The sequence below is a fragment of the Arthrobacter sp. 01L42 genome (assembly GCF_056400005.1).
Genome location: NZ_JBFTSL010000010.1, coordinates 59,248 through 76,005, shown reverse-complemented (window position 1 = coordinate 76,005; position 16,758 = coordinate 59,248). Strand labels below are relative to the sequence as shown.

Annotated in this window: 19 protein-coding genes and 1 tRNA gene; 7 read left to right on the top strand and 13 right to left on the bottom strand. The window is 67.9% G+C overall.

Features of this window, described 5'->3' with window-relative positions; all coding sequences use genetic code 11:
- Positions 1–36 precede the first annotated feature (36 nt).
- Complete coding sequence (locus AC1DN2_RS10770; RefSeq protein WP_476850321.1) at positions 37–1,362, top strand: MFS transporter; 1,326 nt, start codon at positions 37–39, stop codon at positions 1,360–1,362.
- Between the two features lie 16 nt (positions 1,363–1,378).
- Here the strand turns inward: AC1DN2_RS10770 and AC1DN2_RS10765 are convergent, their stop codons facing one another.
- Positions 1,379–2,542 carry a trans-sulfuration enzyme family protein gene (locus tag AC1DN2_RS10765; RefSeq protein ID WP_476850320.1) on the bottom strand — a complete coding sequence of 388 codons (1,164 nt, stop codon included), beginning with the start codon at positions 2,540–2,542 and terminating at the stop codon, positions 1,379–1,381.
- A gap of 133 nt (positions 2,543–2,675) precedes the next feature.
- Between AC1DN2_RS10765 and AC1DN2_RS10760 the strand changes: the two genes are divergently transcribed.
- Positions 2,676–3,173, top strand: a complete 498-nt coding sequence (locus AC1DN2_RS10760) for an Lrp/AsnC family transcriptional regulator (RefSeq protein WP_018773770.1) — start codon at positions 2,676–2,678, stop codon at positions 3,171–3,173.
- A gap of 48 nt (positions 3,174–3,221) precedes the next feature.
- Here AC1DN2_RS10760 and AC1DN2_RS10755 read toward each other — a convergent pair whose 3' ends face one another.
- The gene (locus AC1DN2_RS10755) at positions 3,222–4,460 is read right to left on the bottom strand and encodes an MFS transporter (protein WP_476850319.1); all 1,239 of its coding nucleotides are present in this window, start codon (positions 4,458–4,460) and stop codon (positions 3,222–3,224) included.
- A gap of 177 nt (positions 4,461–4,637) precedes the next feature.
- On the opposite strand from AC1DN2_RS10755, the gene AC1DN2_RS10750 reads away from it, so the two are divergent.
- Entirely contained in the window at positions 4,638–5,177 is a 540-nt protein-coding gene (locus tag AC1DN2_RS10750; protein ID WP_476850369.1) for an Lrp/AsnC family transcriptional regulator, read from the top strand.
- A 7-nt stretch (positions 5,178–5,184) separates the two neighbouring features.
- Positions 5,185–6,180: a magnesium/cobalt transporter CorA gene (gene corA, locus AC1DN2_RS10745; RefSeq protein ID WP_230009012.1), complete on the top strand. Its 996-nt coding sequence runs from the start codon at positions 5,185–5,187 to the stop codon at positions 6,178–6,180.
- On the opposite strand, the gene AC1DN2_RS10740 is transcribed toward corA, so the two are convergent.
- From AC1DN2_RS10740 to AC1DN2_RS10720, 5 genes are all read right to left on the bottom strand, one after another.
- A complete protein-coding gene (locus AC1DN2_RS10740; RefSeq protein ID WP_476850318.1) occupies positions 6,177–6,500 on the bottom strand; it encodes a hypothetical protein in 324 nt (107 codons plus the stop codon). The two genes, corA and AC1DN2_RS10740, sit on opposite strands and share 4 nt — an antisense overlap.
- Positions 6,501–6,658: 158 nt before the next feature.
- The gene (locus tag AC1DN2_RS10735) at positions 6,659–7,462 is read right to left on the bottom strand and encodes a hypothetical protein (protein ID WP_476850317.1); all 804 of its coding nucleotides are present in this window, start codon (positions 7,460–7,462) and stop codon (positions 6,659–6,661) included.
- A gap of 166 nt (positions 7,463–7,628) precedes the next feature.
- On the bottom strand, positions 7,629–9,221 hold the full coding sequence (locus tag AC1DN2_RS10730) for an ABC-F family ATP-binding cassette domain-containing protein (RefSeq protein ID WP_476850316.1): 1,593 nt from the start codon (positions 9,219–9,221) through the stop codon (positions 7,629–7,631).
- The gene (locus AC1DN2_RS10725) at positions 9,218–9,688 is read right to left on the bottom strand and encodes a GatB/YqeY domain-containing protein (protein ID WP_018773763.1); all 471 of its coding nucleotides are present in this window, start codon (positions 9,686–9,688) and stop codon (positions 9,218–9,220) included. Before AC1DN2_RS10725 ends, AC1DN2_RS10730 begins: the two co-directional genes overlap by 4 nt.
- Before the next feature lie 25 nt (positions 9,689–9,713).
- Positions 9,714–10,082 carry a hypothetical protein gene (locus AC1DN2_RS10720; RefSeq protein ID WP_476850315.1) on the bottom strand — a complete coding sequence of 123 codons (369 nt, stop codon included), beginning with the start codon at positions 10,080–10,082 and terminating at the stop codon, positions 9,714–9,716.
- Positions 10,083–10,359: 277 nt separating this feature from the next.
- On the opposite strand from AC1DN2_RS10720, the gene AC1DN2_RS10715 reads away from it, so the two are divergent.
- A complete protein-coding gene (locus AC1DN2_RS10715; RefSeq protein ID WP_476850314.1) occupies positions 10,360–10,875 on the top strand; it encodes a hypothetical protein in 516 nt (171 codons plus the stop codon).
- On the opposite strand, the gene AC1DN2_RS10710 is transcribed toward AC1DN2_RS10715, so the two are convergent.
- The 6 genes from AC1DN2_RS10710 to galU all read right to left on the bottom strand — a co-directional run bounded on the left by AC1DN2_RS10710 (position 10,872) and on the right by galU (position 15,378).
- On the bottom strand, positions 10,872–11,501 hold the full coding sequence (locus tag AC1DN2_RS10710) for a GNAT family N-acetyltransferase (RefSeq protein ID WP_476850313.1): 630 nt from the start codon (positions 11,499–11,501) through the stop codon (positions 10,872–10,874). The two genes, AC1DN2_RS10715 and AC1DN2_RS10710, sit on opposite strands and share 4 nt — an antisense overlap.
- A 151-nt stretch (positions 11,502–11,652) precedes the next feature.
- Positions 11,653–11,725, bottom strand: a tRNA-Ala gene (locus AC1DN2_RS10705).
- Positions 11,726–11,771: 46 nt separating this feature from the next.
- Positions 11,772–12,584, bottom strand: coding sequence for an SDR family oxidoreductase (locus AC1DN2_RS10700; protein ID WP_476850312.1), 813 nt, complete (start codon positions 12,582–12,584; stop codon positions 11,772–11,774).
- A 108-nt stretch (positions 12,585–12,692) separates the two neighbouring features.
- On the bottom strand, positions 12,693–13,691 hold the full coding sequence (locus tag AC1DN2_RS10695; RefSeq protein ID WP_476850368.1) for a hypothetical protein: 999 nt from the start codon (positions 13,689–13,691) through the stop codon (positions 12,693–12,695).
- A gap of 143 nt (positions 13,692–13,834) precedes the next feature.
- On the bottom strand, positions 13,835–14,455 hold the full coding sequence (locus tag AC1DN2_RS10690; protein WP_026537630.1) for a GNAT family N-acetyltransferase: 621 nt from the start codon (positions 14,453–14,455) through the stop codon (positions 13,835–13,837).
- 5 nt (positions 14,456–14,460) lie between these two features.
- Positions 14,461–15,378, bottom strand: coding sequence for a UTP--glucose-1-phosphate uridylyltransferase GalU (galU, locus tag AC1DN2_RS10685; RefSeq protein ID WP_476850311.1), 918 nt, complete (start codon positions 15,376–15,378; stop codon positions 14,461–14,463).
- 104 nt (positions 15,379–15,482) lie between these two features.
- On the opposite strand from galU, the gene AC1DN2_RS10680 reads away from it, so the two are divergent.
- Together AC1DN2_RS10680 and AC1DN2_RS10675 are read left to right on the top strand one after the other, a co-directional pair.
- Complete coding sequence (locus tag AC1DN2_RS10680) at positions 15,483–16,145, top strand: 5-formyltetrahydrofolate cyclo-ligase (protein ID WP_476850310.1); 663 nt, start codon at positions 15,483–15,485, stop codon at positions 16,143–16,145.
- A 139-nt stretch (positions 16,146–16,284) separates the two neighbouring features.
- Positions 16,285–16,536: an FmdB family zinc ribbon protein gene (locus tag AC1DN2_RS10675; protein WP_476850309.1), complete on the top strand. Its 252-nt coding sequence runs from the start codon at positions 16,285–16,287 to the stop codon at positions 16,534–16,536.
- Positions 16,537–16,758: the final 222 nt, after the last annotated feature.

Genomic DNA, 16,758 nt, shown 5'->3' with positions numbered 1-16,758 from the left:
TGGAAGCATCCCTCGGGCAGGCTTTAGCCTGAAGGCATGCCACGCATTTCCGCACCCACCGGCACCGGCCCACGCCCCGCGGCCAAGGACGCAGCCAATCTCGCAGCTGATCCTGCAGCCAACGCTGCCGCATGGGCTGGCCACCCGAAGGGCTCCACGGCCTACCGCCGGATCCTCGCAGGGCTTGCCTTTGCCGGCGTCGCAACCTTCGCCCAGCTCTACTCCACCCAGGCGGTGCTCCCGCTCCTGGCGGCGGATCTTCGCGTCTCGGCCGCCGAGGCCGCGCTGACCATCTCCCTGGCAACGGTAGGGCTGGCCCTGACGGTGCTCCCCTGGTCCTTCCTGGCCGACCGGATCGGCCGGGTCCGGGCAATGATGTGGGGCATCTCAGCGGCCACCGTCCTGGGCCTGCTGGTCCCCCTGGCCCCCAGCTTCCCCGTGCTGCTGTGCCTGCGGATGCTGGAGGGAATGGCCCTCGGCGGCATCCCGGCGATCGCGATCGCGTATCTCAACGAGGAGGTCAACAAGGCCCACGCCGCCGTCGCCGCCGGGAGCTATGTCGCCGGGACCACCCTGGGCGGCCTGGCCGGCCGGCTGGTCGCCGGGCCCGCGGGTGAACTGTGGGGCTGGCGGGCCGCGGCCCTGGCGGTCTCCGTTCTGGCTAGCGGAGCGGCAGTCCTGTTCCTTGTTCTGGTGCCCCGGGCCAAGGGCTTCACCGCCGCGGCCGCGGGCGGCTTCCGCGGGGCCTTTCGCACGCTGGCCGGCCATGGCCGCAATCCCCGGCTCCTGGCCCTGTACATCCAGGCATTCCTGCTCATGGGCGGTTTCGTGGCCGTCTACAACTACCTCGGATTCCGGCTGTCAGGGGAGCCGTTCAGCCTGCCCGCCACCGCGATCAGCCTGATCTTCCTGGCCTACCTCTCCGGAACCGTCTCGGCGCGCTGGGCAGCGGGCCTGACGTCGCGGTTCGGCCGGCGCACCGTCCTGATCGCCGGCACCGCACTGATGGCAGGCGGCCTGGCCCTGACGCTCACGGAACAGCTGGCCGCGATCCTGGCGGGATTGCTGCTGTTCACGGGCGGCTTCTTCGCGGCACACAGCATCGGATCCGGCTGGACCGGGCTGATCGCCACGACGGGCCGGGCGCAGGCCGCCTCGCTGTACAACCTTGCCTACTACCTCGGCTCCAGCGTGCTTGGCTGGGCCGGCGGCCTGGTCTTCCAGCGGTTCGGCTGGACGGCCCTTGCGCTGACGGTCATCGGACTGGCCGGCGCGACGGCGGCAATCACCGCCGTCGCGCATCCCGCGCCGGTGCCCGCAACCGGCACCGCGGCCGCCGGCAGGGTCACGGCATCGGGCTAGGCACGGGACCCTCGGGCTACTGCGTTGCCTCGATTGCCTGCACGAGGTCGGCGACGATGTCGGCCGGGTCCTCCAGCCCCACCGAGATCCGCAGCAGGTTCGCGTGCGGCTTGGCCGCGGCTTCGACCGGCCGGTGGGTCAGGCCGGCCGGGTGCTGGATGAGGGTATCAATCCCGCCGAGGGACACGGCGTGCGTGATCATGCCGACGGCGGCCGGGATCCGCTTGGCGTGCTCGGCGCTGGCGAGCTCGAAGGCCATGAGCGATCCCGGCCCGGACATCTGTGTGCCCACCAGGCCCTGCGGGTCGCATTCGGCCAGTCCCGGGTAGTAAACCCGCCTCACGAGCCCGTGCCCTGCCAGGGCAACCGCGACTTTTTCGGCGCCGGCCTGCTGGGCGCGGACCCGGACCGGGAGCGTTGCCAGCCCGCGGTGCAGCAGGTACGCCGGCCACGGGGTCAGGATGCCGCCGGTCACGGCCCGGATCTGGCGCAGGCGCACTGCCCATTCAGAGCCTGCGGCCACCACGCCGCCCATAGCGTCCCCGTGGCCGCCCAGGAACTTCGTGGCGCTGTGCAGCACCATGGCCGCGCCGTGCTTGAAGGGTTGCTGCAGTACCGGGCTGGCGAAGGTGTTGTCTACCAGGAGCGGCACACCGTCGGCGGCGGCTGCCACGCGGGCGATGTCCACCAGCTCGAGGGTCGGGTTGGCCGGCGTCTCGAGGATCACCAGGCCGGTGTCCGGGCGCAGGGCGGCGCCGACGCCCTCCGGCGTCGTGAAGGTGACCTCGCTGCCAAGGACGCCGGAGGCCAAAAGGTAGTCGCTGCCGCCGTAAAGCGGGCGCACGGCGACAACGTGCTTCTTGCCCGCGGCCACAACCGCGAGGAGCACGGCGCTCAGCGCCGCCATTCCGGTGGCAAAGGCGACAGACTCGGGCGTGCCTTCCAGGACAGCGACGCCTTCTTCGAAGCGTGCCACCGTGGGGTTCCACAGCCGCTGGTAGACCGTGCTTTGCCCCTCCACATGTGAGCCGCCGGTGGCCATGTGCTCGTAGGCAAGGCCTCCGTCGTGCACGGACGGCAGGGGCGCCGTCGTGGACAGATCGATGGGCACCGCGTGGACGCCCAGTTCCGTGAGCCCGCTCCGGCCTGCGTGGACCGCCAATGAATCTTGAGAAAGCACCCTTGCTCCTTACGAATATTCACCATTGAATTCCGCAAGTATCTGGCAATAATTCGCGCTTTTGTAGAGGTTCTGAATGGAACTGTCGGATAACGCCGTTTATGATGAACGGAGAACACTACTAGGAGGATCCGTGAGCAGCACCGCGAAGAATGTTCGGCCGGGAGCCAGCGAGCCGCTGGACGCGATCGACGAGCGCCTGCTCGCTGCCCTCGTCGCGGACGCCCGCATCTCGAACAAACAGCTGGCAGAGCTCGTGGGGATCGCGCCGTCGACCGCGCTGATGCGTACCCGCGCCCTGTCCGAGCGCGGCATCATCGAGGGCTTCGAGGCCAATCTGAGCCTGTCCGCGATCGGGCGTTCGGTCCAGGCCCTCATTGCGGTTCGGCTCCGGGCCCATGACCGCGAGCAGATCGACCGTTTCACTGCCCGGGTGCCCAAACTGCCGGCAGTGCTCTCGACCTTCCACACGTCCGGGTCAGTGGACTACCTGCTGCACATCGCCGTCGCCACCACCGAGGACCTCCGGGACTGGGTTCTGGACAACCTGGCCACCGACCCCGTGGTGGGCCACACCGAAACCACGCTGGTCTTCGACCACATCCAGGGCAACCACGGCCCGCTGCCCTAACGGGCCCGGCCGACGCAGTTAGGGTCGGCGCAATTAGACCCTGCGCAGTTAGCCCCGGCGCAGTGCGCTTCGCAGCGTAACGGCCGCCAGCGTCAGCGCGGCGGCGGCGCACACCGTGACGAAACCGGCGACGGCGCTCTGCAGCCCGACGATCCCGGCTGCGAGCCCCAACCCGATCACCGGGAAGGCGCTGCCAAGGTACGTAATCACGTAGACGGTGCTGATGATCTGGGCGTGCCGCGCGGCCTCCACCCTGCCGGCAACGTCATTGAACACGGTCCGGAAGGCCACGCCCTGCCCCACGCCGGCAGTGATGCTGGCCAGAATCAGCAGCCACGGGCTGCTCCAGGCGGCGGCCGCGGCGATCAGCAGGACGGAGACGCCCAGGACGGCCAGGCCGGCGGACACGGCAAATCGTCCCCGGATGGCCAGCAGCTGGCTCAGGGCTGAGGACCCCAGCGTCAGCCCTGCCAGCAGGCCGATCAGCGGTCGCGAATCGGCGTGGACAATCTGGGCGAAATAGCCGGGGGCGAGCGAGAGGCAGAAGCCAAAAACGGTGAAGCTCAGGAAGCCCACGGACGACGCCAGCCAGAAGGCGCCGCGCGCGTCGCTGGAGACCGAGGGCCGCCGCGGTGCCAGGACCCGCAGGGTCTGGGGACCGGCGTGCAGGCTGATGGCGGGCCGCGCCTTGAGCAGGTACAGGGGCACCAGCACGGCGGCGAGGACGATGGAGTGCAGGTAGTACGGCGTCGACGTCGGGCCCGGCAGGAGGGACAGCATTCCGCCGATTGCGGGGCCGGCCGCCACCCCGCCGGCGGAGGCCAGGAGCGTGAACCGTGAGGCCCACTCCGGCCGGCTGGGCAGCAGCTCGCGCAGGGCAGCCGAGCTGGCCCCGGTGGCGAGCGCTACGGCGACGCCCTGCAGGGCGCGCCCGGCGGAGAGCGCCACGAGGTTGCCCGCGGTGGCGAAGACAAAGCCGCCGGCCAGGCCCACCAGCACTGCCAGTACGAGGGCGGCGCGGCGGCCGATGTGATCGGACCAGTGGCCGGCCAGGACGAGTGTGGCCACGAGGGCCAGGACGTAGGCCGAGAACGCCACCGTGACATCGAGCGCCGTGATTCCAAGTTTTGCCTGCAACAGCGGGTACAGCGGCGTCGCAAGATTCGCGCCGACCAGCAGCGTAAAGATCACAACCCCGGCCATCACGAGCCGTGCGGTGGTGGAAGCGTCCCAGCCCCAGCGGTCAGCTGTGGCCGGGCGCATGCGGAGTTCGCTAAAGACTGTCATGGCCGTGCCCTTGCATGAAATCGGGCCGCATGCGTTCCCTGTGGGGAACACCGACGGCCCGGTCGAAAAGATTGGTACCTAAAGAATGCAATACCAATGATCTGGATGGCCAAGTTCTGTGCCAAAATTGAGCAAAACAGTCATTCTCAGACTGCTCAAGTGAACCGGAGTGATGATTTGAACAGTCTGGACCCCACCGACCTGAAGATCCTGCTGGAGCTGATCCGGGATCCGCGGATCCAGATCGGCGAGCTCAGTGACGCCCTGGGCATCGCCCGGAACACCGCCCAGTCGCGCGTGCGGCGCATGCTGCGCTCCGGTGTGCTGCACGACGGCGGCCGTGAAATCGATCTGGAGGCGGTGGGGTACGACGTCGTCGCCTTCGTGACGATCGAGGTCAACCACCGGGAACTCGACGGCGTCGTGGGGGCCCTGCGGCTGATCGCCCAGGTTCTGGAAGTCCACGAGATCTCCGGGCGCGGCGACGTCTGGTGCCGGGTGGTGGCGACGGATACGCACAATCTCCAGGCGGCCCTCCGGTCGATCCTTCGGATCAAAGGCGTCATCCGCACCGAGACCGTCCTGGCGCTGCACACCCATATCCCGTACCGGACCGAGCCGCTGATCAGCCGCCTCGCCCAAGGCAACGCGCTCGCCCCTGGCCGGTCCGCGTCGCGGCGGGCCGGGTCCGCCGAATTCCAGGTGGACAAAGGATAATGTCCCGGTGACTATCATCGACAACGCCGTCTACGTTGACGGCATCCGCAGCGCCGAGCCGCGGAACCTCGAGCAGACTTTTGAGACCCTGACCGAGCACGGGGGCATGGCCTGGATCGGCCTGTACCGGCCGACCACTGAGGAAATGGCGGCCGTGGCGGCAGAATTCAACCTGCACGGGCTGGCGGTGGAGGACGCGATCTCTGCCCATCAGCGCCCCAAACTGGAACGCTACGACGACAATCTGTTCACTGTGCTCCGCCCCGCCAGATACCTGGACGAGACCGAAACCGTGGAGTTCGGCGAGCTCCACGTCTTCACGGGGCGCAACTTCGTGGTCACCGTCCGGCACGCCGAGACGAAAGTCGTGGGCCAGGTCAGGCGCCGGATGGAGGGCCGGCCCGATCTGCTGCGCCACGGGCCCGAGGCCGTCCTGTACGCGCTCATGGACCAGGTGGTGGATGACTACGGTCCCGTGGTAGCCGGGCTGGAAAACGACATCGACGAGATCGAGGACCAGCTCTTCAGCGGCGACCCCCTGGTGTCCCGGCGGATCTACGAGCTCGCCCGTGAAGTCATCCATTTCCAGCGCGCCATCCACCCGCTCCCGGCAATGATGCAGCAGCTCCGCCGGGGCTTCGAGAAGTACCGGGTGGACATCGAACTGCAGCACAGCCTGCGCGACGTCGAGGACCACGTGGAACGGCTGATTTCCCGCGCCGATTCGTTCCGTGACCTGCTGCAGAATGCGCTCACCCTGGACGGAACCCTGACCGCCAACCGCCAGAACGAGGCCAGCGCGGAACAAAACGAACAGGTCAAGAAGATCTCGTCGTGGGCCGCGATCTTCTTCGCGCCGACATTTGTGGCCGGACTGTATGGCATGAACTTCGACAACATGCCGGAGCTGCACTGGACGCTTGGCTACCCGATGGCAATCACGCTCATGGCCGGCACGGCGGCGCTGATGTACGCCATCTTCAAGAAGAAGGGCTGGCTCTAGCCAGCGGCGCGGCGGTTCCGGACCTGGACCATGAGCCGTCGGAACGCCAGGACGAACACGACCTCGATCAGCACCATCAGCCCGAGCAGCAGCCACTTCCCGCTGCCGATGAAAACGATGGCCCCGGTGAGGACCAGAATGCTCCCCAGCGCCAGGGAGTAGACGGCAAATCCGAGGGCTACCCTGGCGCTGCGGACGCCCGTGCGGAAGCCGAAGCCCTGCGGTTTCCCACCGGGGTACCCGGCAACCCGGTCCGGACCGGCGGGCTGGAGCTTGTCGAACTCCTCCCACGGGTCGCGGTCCTGCTGCTGATTGGTCATGGTTCCATTATCCCGCGGGCCCGGAAACGCCGCGCCCCTGAGACCGAACCGTTGGACACTTTCGCGCTGAAACACTTTCGCGCTGAAACATTTTCGTGCCGTCACGACGACGGGGCCAGGACCAGTGGTCCGGGCCCCGTCATTGCATGCCGATTGGGCTACTTGCTGTGGCCGTGCCCGCCCGAGTCGCCGCGCTTGCTGTTCTTGGCGGCGTGATCGCTTTCAAGACCGGCCGGAGCGGCACGGTGCTCGGCGGCTTTGGCCTGGCTGGCCGCGCGGTGCTCGGCGGCCTTGGCCTGGCCGGCGGCGCGGTGTTCAGCGGCGTTGGCCTGGCCGGCGGCGCGGTGTTCAGCGGCGTTGGCCTGGCCGGCGGCGCGGTGTTCAGCGGCGTTCTGGTGTGCCCATCCGCTGTTGCCGTTCGATGCGTGGGACGCGTCGGCTACCGGCGCGTCGGCCGAATCCTTCGCATCGTCTCCGGCGGGCGCCGGGGCCGGAGCAGCGGGGGCCGGAGCCGGGGCAGCAGGCTCCTGAGCGTCCGCGACCTCTTCCGCGCCATGGTCGTCCGCGTTCTGGTCGTCCGCGTTCTGGTCGTCCGCGACCTCTTCCGCACCCTGATCGTCCGCGTCCGCCTCTGTGCCCTGATCGTCCGCCTCCTGGTCATCCGACTCAGCCGGTTCGCCCGGTTCAGACGATTCAGCCGGATCGCCCGGTTCAGACGATTCAGACGATTCGTGATCGGCGGCTTCCTGGTCGCCCACTACCGGAGTCTCCGACCCGGCCGACTCGACCGGCTCAGAGGTTTCGGTGCCGGTCGCCGTCATGGTTGACGTCGGGTCAGCCGGGAGATTGGTGGTCGCGGTGGCCGCCGCTGCGCCGGCGCCGCCGGTGACGACGACGGAGGCCACTACTACTGCCTTGCCTGTGGTGCCCAGAGCACTGAGCCAGCCGATGATTCCTGCCACGGGAGATTCCTTTCAAAGCGGATAAGAGACCGCTGCCGTCCCCCCGGTCGGCAGCCAGCGCCACACTACCGCTCGGAAACGACCACTTGTCCGCCCTTTAGCCGCTCAGGCCACATCCTGAGCCAATGTTGAGCAAACACTGAGCCTCGGGGCAATCACCACGTCCTTAGGCCGCGCGTACGTCGACCTCGCCGGGTTCTGCGCCGTCAGTGCCGAAGACCAGCTGACGGGTGGCGATCTTCTCGGTGAAGAAGCGGTCGTGGCTGACCACGACGACCGCGCCGGGGAAGTGGAGCAGTGCCCGCTCCATCACCTGGGTACTGGACATGTCCAGGTGGTTGGTGGGCTCATCCAGCAGCAGCACCGAGGCCCCGGACAGCAGGCACTGGGCCATGGCGACGCGGGCTTTCTGTCCGCCGGAGAGGTTCCCGATCTTCTGTTTGAGGTCGGCCTCGGAGAACTGGAACATGGCGAGGAACCTGTTGACGGACTTCTTCGTGGCGCTGAAGGCCAGGCTGTCCGGCAGCGCGTTGACCGCGTGCGAAACGGTGTCGGCGTCGTCGAGCTCCTCCAGCATTTTGTTGTAGGAAACAAAACCCGGCCCCTTCGCCCAGACCACTTCACCGGAATCCGCCGGTTCCTCCCCGGTCAGCACTTTCAGCAGCGTGGACTTGCCGCTGCCGTTGGAGCCCAGGACCACAATCCTGTTGCCGCGGCGGATCTCAAAGCTCAGGTCCTCGAACAGGACCTTGTCGCCATAGGACTTGCCCAGTCCTTCGACCCTGCAGAGGACATCCTTCACGTGCAGCCCGCCGTAGATCTCGGTGACGATCTGGTCCACGGGACGTGGTGTCCGCGCTTTCTTGATCTTGGCCAGCTGGTTCCCCAACCCGCGGCTGGCGGCCTTGGCGGCCTCCCGGCGGTCGGCGATGCCCTCCGCTTCAAAAGCCAGGAGCTCGGACTCATGGACGAACTGGGCCTCGAGCGTCTTGAGCCGGAACTGCTTCTGGACCACGTACTCGGCGAAGTTGCCGGGGTACTCGTGCAGGTGGAAGTTTTCCACTTCGATGATCCGGGTGACCACCGCGTCGAGGAACTTCCTGTCGTGCGAGACGATGATCGCGGCGCCGCGGTAGTCGCGGAACCAGTTTTCGAGCCATTCGACACCGGCCACGTCGAGGTAGTTGGTGGGTTCATCCAGCAGCAGGACGTCCGGGCCCTCCAACAGGATCTTGGCCAGGGCGGCGCGGTTGCGCCACCCGCCGGAGAGTTCGTCGATCGCGCACGTGCGGTGGGCGTCGCTGAACCCCAGAGTGGTCAGGACCGTGTCGATGCGCCGCTTGTAATCCCATCCGTCGAGGCGGTCCATGTCCTCGAACAGCTCGGCCTGGCGCCGGATCAGCCGGTCCAGCTCCGCCTCGGCGGGGTCAGCCGCAATGGCGGCGTCGATGGCTGCCAGCTCGGCCTCGGCAGCCTTGATCTCGACAAACAGTCCGTCAAGGACCGCAAGGATGGTTGCCTCGCCGTCGAGCTCGGAAAACTGGGAGAAGTACCCCACCCTGGTTCCCTGCTCCACGGTGACCGTTCCGGTGTCCGGGGAGACCTGGTCCAGGACGAGCTTGAGGATGGAGGTCTTCCCGGAGCCGTTCTTGCCGATCAGGCCCACCCGGTCCCCGGGCTCCAGACGGAAGAACGCCTCGCGGAGGATCTGTGTGTTGTCGAAGCGGACGCTGACGTCGTGCAGCCGGACCAGGCTCACTGCTGCGCGAGACGGTTGCGGACGATTTCGCTGACGGCCTTGCCGTCAAAACGTCCGGCCACCGTGGCGGTGACGGGCTTCATCACTGCCCCCAGCTGACGCATGGACAGCTCGACGCCGTCGGCCTTGAGCGCCGCGATGGCCTCGTCCACGATCGTCTCGACTTCCGCCGCGGTCAGTGGCTTGGGCAGGTAGGCCTCGATCACCTCGGCCTCGGCGATCTCGGCCGCGGCGCGCTCGGCTTCGCCGGCCTCGGTGTAGATGCGGGCCGTGTCGCGGCGCTTGGCGGCTTCCTTTTGCAGGAGTGCGGTCACCTGTGCGTCGTCCAGCACGATTGGCGTCTTGCCCGATTTCTCCCGGGTCTCGATCTCGCCCAGGACGTTGCGCACGGTGGTCAGGGCAACCTTGTTGCGGTCCTTCATGTGGCTCACGACGTCGGCGTGCAGGCGTTCTTTCAGGGTGGTCATAGTTCTCCTCGTGTTGTTAACAAGGCTAGCGGCAGAACCCGTTGGCCCCGATCGCCGAGATGATCCGCTGGGCGTCTTCGTCCGGGAGGGCGGGGACGTCCCCGCTGAACTCCGTCTTTGCGGCAGCGATGAGCTGGTCCGCCGTCGATTGCCCCAGCAGTCGGCCGCACAGGCGGCGGGCCTTGTCGATTGCCTGGTCGTCTGGCAGGCGGGGGTTGATCTTGGCCAGCGCGGCCAGGAGGGCTTCCTGCTGGGCCGGGTCAGGCTTGGGCAGCGACGCCGGCAGGCCCGCCGCAGGGGTCCCGGCGGACGGCTCGGGGCTCGGGGAGGCGGAGCAGGCCGCGGTCAGCAGAACAGACAGCAGGGCCAGGGCGATCGGGGTGGTGTTCTTCATCGGTGGTGGCCTTGTCTGCGCTGGATGTCTGTCTTGGATGCCTGCGCTGGATTCGGCTGCCTTGCCGCTGGATTGCACGATGGTCTTGCCGCGCGGATTGCTGCGTCGGCACGGCCACGGCGCCGTTCACGCAGGTTCACACCATCTCATGAAATCACTTGCGTTCCGTACCGGTGACCGGTCGGGAGCGCCGAACCACGCCGCGCCCGCCACACCGCCTTGCCGCGTTGCCGCCGCGCCGCCTGCCACTGTCCGGGCCGCGGCTTAGGCTGGTCGCATGCCGCCAACACCTGCCCCGTCTCCGGTTCCGGTTGAAGTCCTCCTCCACACGGGTCCGGCCGAGTGGTGGCAGATCGTTGCCGCGCTTGCCCCTGTTGCTGTACTTGTAGCGGCAGCCGTGGGAGCGTTCATGGCCTGGCGGACTCTGCGCCAGAAGGCCGTCGCCGACGACCGGGCCGAGTGGTGGAAACGGACCCAATGGGCGCTGGACCGTGCCCTGGACGAGGACGGGGACAGCAAAGCCCTGGGGCTGGCAGCGCTGGATGTGCTCGCCCGCAGCGAGTTGGCCCGCAACGAGGAGCTTGAGCTTCTGGACATCGCGTGGGAGTCCGTGAACGGGGCCGGGGAAAGCACAGGCAACGGGCAGCACGTCGCTGCGCAGGTTACCGGCTCGGCGGCCCTCTCGCATCACCGGGTCCGGGTCGCCGCCGCCAGGCTGCGCGTCAGACTGGACGACCGGCTCGGCCGCAGGACCCCTCCCGGCACTGCGGCCCTGGCCAAGGAAGCGCTCTAGCCGCGGCTGGCCCTGCCCTCGAGTGGGAGCACCAGGATGACGGCCGCGCAGACGCACTCGGCGCCGCAGAGGGGGCAGAGGTAGCCGGCCGCCTGTTGGTCGTCCGCCCAGAAGGCGGGGATCGTGGCCACCTGCGTAAAACCGGCCCGCTCCAGCATCCCCAGGGAAGAGTGCTGTGGATCGGCCGAGAGCCAGGACGCGGACACGACATCGTGGCAGCCGCGGGCCTTGAGAAAGTCCAGGCTGGCCGCGAGCATGATCGAGCCGACGCCCGTCCCCCTGGCTGCGGGCGCGACGACGATGGATTTCAGCTCCCCAACCCGGCGGCCGTCCAGGCCGGCGTCGACCCCGGTGATGCGCAGGCGGTCCTGCAGTGCGGCGTGGGACGCACGGTCCAGGACGCGGGCGGTCGCCGCGCCCAGGAGCCCGCCGCCCCGGCCGCGGGCACGGATAAGGACTCCCCCGCCATCGGCTGTGAGTTGCGCCAGCGCTGATGGCTGAGTGAAACCGGAGCCGAGGGATTCGTTGAGCAGCGCTGCCGTTTCGCTGGCCACAGCGGGTCCCGGTGCACCAACGTGGAGGCTGACGTTCGACGCCGGCCGGGTGCCCATCGTTGCGGCTTCCATGTTTGCTCCTCGTCGCCGGGCATTAGTCGGCGGGCATCAGTACGCACCATCGCATAGCCCTGGAACCGGGCAGGGACGCGCCGGGCGGGCGGCAAATGTCATTTCACGCACTCATTCGAGCACTCAAAGGTTCAAAAACCCTTGCAATCTGTGGAGCTAAGGAGATTCGAACTCCTGACCTCTTCGATGCGAACGAAGCGCTCTACCAACTGAGCTATAGCCCCGAAGCAACGCCGGTCCTGACGGAACGGCGTTGCCGGTGTCCCTAGGCTACAAACTATCTGCGCTGTTTTCCAGCCAGCCCCGGAAAGTCTCGGTGCCGTGTCGCGCCTCCGGCACCAGGTTCAACCCCTCGCGCAGGTAGCGGCCCATCGCGCCGGGCAGTGGGAAGCGCACGAGTTGACCCTTTGCGCGGGTGGCCCGCTGCCATTCCCGGGCAAAGTCGACCATGTCTTTGGATTCGGGGCCGCCGAGGTTCAGTACCCGGTGCCGCGGGCCCGCGGCTGGAACGGACGCCGGCTCAAGGGCGGTCTCCAGCAGAACCGCGGCTGCGTCGGCCGGCGATACCGGCTGGAACCGGGCACCTCTGACCACGGGGATGATCCGCAGCTTTGAGCCGGCGTCGAACATCATCGCGAGCAACGAGTGGAACTGGGTGGCCCGGACCACCACGGTCTCGAGTCCGGACAGCTCGTAGGCGTGTTCTTTGGCAGCTTTCGATCGGTAGAAGGACGAGTTGCTGCGATCGCAGTTCACGATGGACAGCATGACGGCCCTGGCCGTTCCCGCGTCCTGTGCAGCGGCCAGAAGCCGCGCACCGCCGTCGGCGAAGTTCTTGCGCGCCTTCCCGGCGCGCCCTTCCAGGCAATCGATCACGACGTCGGCGCCGGCCAGGGCGGCCGCTATTCCCTCTCCCGTCGTGACGTCCGCGCGGAAGTACTCCGCGCCCGGGATGTTGCCGGCGGCGCCGGCCCCCGGCGGGTTGCGGCTGAGGACGGCCACGGCGTGCCCGGCGTCGACGGCCAGGCGCACCACTACTCGGCCCACTTGCCCGGTTCCACCGGCAACGCAGATCCTTGTCATGACCCGAGGCTACCGCAGCGAAGCCCGCCGGCGACGCTGCGGGGACATGAAAAACCCCGGGCCGCCATCGCTGGCTGCCCGGGGTAATCTCCGGAAGGACGGGGCGGATCAGGCGCGGCGCCGCTGGAGGACATCATCCAGGTTGCTCAAGGCGCTCTGGGCCTTGCTGAGCTGCTTAGTCTCAGAATCGTCGGCGGTCTGCGGATCGGACGCTGCCGGTCGCGCCGAGGCCTGCTTGAGAGACGGTTTCCCTACGGCCTTCGGCGCCTCGGGAAGGTCGAGGGGCATTGGGGCTGCACGTTCGGCCTTCGGGGCTTCGACGTAGGTGGGCTTGGGAACCTCGACGGGCTCCCAGCTCGTGCCCTCCGCTACTGCACCTGCGTCGGCTGCCATGGCCGCCGAGGCATCCCCAGAGGCGACGGCTTCAGCGAGGGCGGCCTGGCGGAGTTCCAGTGCGGTCAGCGGCTTCGGCGCGGGCTCGGGCGTGTCGCGGCCCGCTTCGGCGTCGAAGAGCGGGCTTTCCGGCCGGGCAGCGGGACGTCCGTCGGGAAGGGAGGGGGTCTGTTTGGGCACCGACGGCCGCGCAGGGGTGCGTTCCGGGCTGCCCATGGCTGCACGGAATGCAGCGTTCATCTTCCGCCGGCGATCGCGGACGGCAAGACGACGAAGCAGCGCCACTGCGGCGAAGGCGCCCAGGAGGGCGGTCACCGGCAGCCAGCCTGAACCGATGCCGAAAAGCCGAAGGGCTCCGGACACCACTGCCGTGAGGAGAGCCAGGAGCCCGGCTACCGCCAGCACCAGCCGCGCCCAACGAATCCGGAATGCCGGGGAGCCCGACGCAGCAATCGGATTCACCCGAGGGGTCGCCGCTTTGCCCGCCCCAGGCCCAGGTGTGCCGCCGGCCGGGTCTGCGCGCTGTGTGCTGATCATGGGTTTCTCCTGCTGCGCCGCCATTTTCATAACCTTCCCCGCATGTGGATCTGCTGGTTCCATGTCAATGACATCCGCCAGGAAGTCGCCTGCAGGCTGCAGCTGGTGGCGTCCGTTCCGGAGAACGTAAGGCGCCACCCACACGATCCAGAGCGCAACAGCAATGACAAGGATCACAGAGCTGCTAAGAGGGAAGTCCACACTCAAAACCGTATGAGGTATATGAGGTGCTGCCCCGCATTGTCAGGGGTGTGTCGCGCGCGCAGCGGCGACTGGCCGGCGTCGGGGCGTCGTGGCTGGTCAGGCGGCTCTCATGGGCCTCAGGACTGGCGGGTTCTCAGCCACCGCGCGAGGAGGCCTTCCGGGACTTCCTCAGCCGTGAGCGCGAAGGTCCGGTGGTCTGCCCATTCACCGTTGATGTGCAGGAACCTGGGCCGGAATCCCTCGTCACGAAACCCGAGTTTTTCCACCACGCGCAGGCTCGGCGCGTTCTCCGGCCTGATGTTGATCTCCATGCGGTGCAGGCCAAGGGTGCCGAAGCAATAGTCGGTCGCCATGGCCACGGCGGTCGGGGCGATCCCCCGGCCGGCCCGTTCCTTGTCGACCCAATAGCCAAGCGTCGCCATCATGGCCGACCCCCAGACAATCGAGGACACCGTCAGCTGCCCCACGATCACCGGCGCCTGATGGCCTGGTGTCCATTCCGCGATGACGAACGGCAGGGCCGTGGCCTGCGCGGCCTGGGCCTTGAGCGAGCGCACCATCTGCCGGTAGTCCGGCAGGCCGCCGCCGGGGACCGGGTTCGATGCCTCCCAGGGGGCCAGCCACTCGCAGTTGCGGGACCTGAGCGCTGTCCACTCCTTGCGGTCCCGGTACCGGATCGGGCGCAACACGATGTCGCCGCTCTCCAAGGTCACCGGCCAGGTGAAGCTGCCCCCCACGGGAGTTATTTGGCGAGGCTGGGGGCCAGGCTGGACGCGAAGCCGGGCAGCCATTCGCGCAGGCCCGGGCCGAGGTCCTCACTGTCGCAGGCGAGCTGGACACAAGCCTTGAGGTAGCTGAGCTTGTCGCCGGTGTCGTAGCGGCGGCCGCGGAAGATGACGCCGTACACGCCATAGCCCTCGCCGGTGCCGGCCGAGAGTTCCTGCAGGGCGTCCGTGAGCTGGATTTCCCCGCCGCGGCCGGGCGCGGTGCGCTCCAGCACTTCAAAGACGGCCGGGTGCAGCACGTAGCGGCCAATCACGGCCAGGTTGGACGGGGCGTCCGCGACATCGGGCTTCTCCACGAGCTGGTTGATGCGGACGTAGTCCTCACCGCCGATTGCCTCGACGTCCGCGCAGCCGTAGGCACTGATCTGGGACGGGTCCACCTCGATCAGAGCGACCACTGACCCGCCGGTCTTGGCCTGGACCTCGATCATGGTGCTGAGGAGCTCATCGCGGGCGTCAATGAGGTCATCTCCCAGGAGGACGGCGAACGGCTCATACCCGACGTGCTGCTTGGCCCGGAGGACCGCGTGGCCGAGGCCCATGGGATCGCCCTGGCGGACGTAGTGGATGTCACCGAGGTTGCTGGCGGCCTGGATGGATTCGAGCTTCGCAGTATCACCCTTCGCCTTCAGGGTGGACTCCAGCGCGGGGACGCGGTCGAAGTGGTCCTCCAACGCCCGCTTGTTGCGGCCAGTGATCATCAGGATGTCGTTCAGGCCGACATTCACGGCCTCCTCGACGACGTACTGGATGGCCGGCTTGTCAACGACAGGCAGCATTTCCTTGGGCATGGCCTTTGTGGCCGGGAGAAACCTGGTACCAAGGCCCGCGGCGGGGATAACGGCCTTGCGGACGGAAGCGATGGGTGTATTCACACGACTAATCTAACGGAGGGACCAATCATTGCGTAATCATTATGCGAACCGCCTGCCGGGCCCCCCGGCGCAGCGCGGCCGCAAGAGGCAGAGGACGGGCCAAGATGGCGTCAAAAGAGGAAATTCGCTCCAGCCACAGGGCGGCGCGTTCCGCACTCCCGCTGGCCGCACAAGACACCGCCGCGGCGGGCATCGCCAGGCACGGGCTCGCGTGGGCCTCCGGGCTTGCCCGCGGCCGCCAGGGCACCTTCGCGGCGTACCTCGGGGTGGGCGCCGAACCGCCCACGCTGCCACTGCTGACTGCCTTGGTCGAGGCCGGGCACCGGGTGCTGCTGCCCGTTTGCGAACCCGACATCGAGCTCAGCTGGGTGTATTGGACTCCCCAGTCCGGGTTTGTCCGCAGCCGCTACGCGCCCATCCAGGAGCCTGTCGGAGAGCGCCACGGTACCGAAGTCATGCGGGACGCCACCGCAATCTTCCTGCCGGCCACCGCGGTGGATTTCTCGGGCAACCGAATCGGGCAAGGCGGCGGCTACTACGACAAGTTCCTTGCCGCCCTGGCTGCCATGTCCTCCGCGTCCGGCGGGGCGGACGCCGGGGCGGCCGACGCTGCGGCCGACGCTGTCGCGTTGCCGACTGCCGCCGTCGTCTATGACACGGAGGTGCTGCCCGCAGGCAGCATCCCCGCGGAGTCGTTCGACCGGAAAGTCGACACGGCGCTGACCCCGGGCGGGATCGTCCGGCTCGGCCGATCCCGGCCTGCCTGATCCGGGTTCCCGCCAAGGTGATAGAATTGGCACTCAGGCCCTGAGACTGCTAAGGACGGAACAGGTCGATAGACATATCGGCGGTGATCCGGACTCCGCAGCACGGGACCTGCTCGTTTGCCCCTGAGGAGGATTTCCAGTGCCCACGTATGCATACGCCTGCAAGGACTGCAGCCACGCCTTCGAGATCGTGCAGTCGTTCAGCGACAGCTCCTTGACGTCCTGCCCCGAGTGCCAGGGCACGCTGCGCAAGAAGTTCAACAGCGTCGGCGTAGTGTTCAAGGGCTCCGGCTTCTACCGGACCGATTCGCGCGACGCCAAGGGCAGCACGGTTTCCCCGGCTCCTGCAACTCCCGCGGCCACCCCCGCGCCCGCCGCAGCGGCCAGCTAAGGCACCTGCCGGGTTGGCACCGGCCGCCGGCTGGGCTACGGCCGGCTGATTCTCGGCACTGCCTGAATCCCTGTCCGCTGTTGCCGTTGCCGCTGTTGCCGTTGTCCACATAGGACGTTCCGCAGCTGCCGCCGCTCTGCGCAGATCCGTAGCGTGGCGGCATGGAACTTTTCCTCACCGCGGTTTCCCCGCCTTCGTTCAAGACGGCTGCCCCGGCGGCGC

Bases quoted from the DNA above. Each gene is read 5' to 3' on its own strand.
- AC1DN2_RS10770 (WP_476850321.1), top strand. From the start codon at position 37: ATGCCACGCATTTCCGCACCCACCGGCACCGGCCCACGCCCCGCGGCC.
- AC1DN2_RS10755 (WP_476850319.1), bottom strand. From the start codon at position 4,460: ATGACAGTCTTTAGCGAACTCCGCATGCGCCCGGCCACAGCTGACCGC.
- AC1DN2_RS10740 (WP_476850318.1), bottom strand. From the start codon at position 6,500: ATGACCAATCAGCAGCAGGACCGCGACCCGTGGGAGGAGTTCGACAAG.
- AC1DN2_RS10725 (WP_018773763.1), bottom strand. From the start codon at position 9,688: ATGACCACCCTGAAAGAACGCCTGCACGCCGACGTCGTGAGCCACATG.
- AC1DN2_RS10720 (WP_476850315.1), bottom strand. From the start codon at position 10,082: ATGAAGAACACCACCCCGATCGCCCTGGCCCTGCTGTCTGTTCTGCTG.
- AC1DN2_RS10715 (WP_476850314.1), top strand. From the start codon at position 10,360: ATGCCGCCAACACCTGCCCCGTCTCCGGTTCCGGTTGAAGTCCTCCTC.
- AC1DN2_RS10710 (WP_476850313.1), bottom strand. From the start codon at position 11,501: ATGGAAGCCGCAACGATGGGCACCCGGCCGGCGTCGAACGTCAGCCTC.
- AC1DN2_RS10700 (WP_476850312.1), bottom strand. From the start codon at position 12,584: ATGACAAGGATCTGCGTTGCCGGTGGAACCGGGCAAGTGGGCCGAGTA.
- AC1DN2_RS10680 (WP_476850310.1), top strand. From the start codon at position 15,483: ATGGCGTCAAAAGAGGAAATTCGCTCCAGCCACAGGGCGGCGCGTTCC.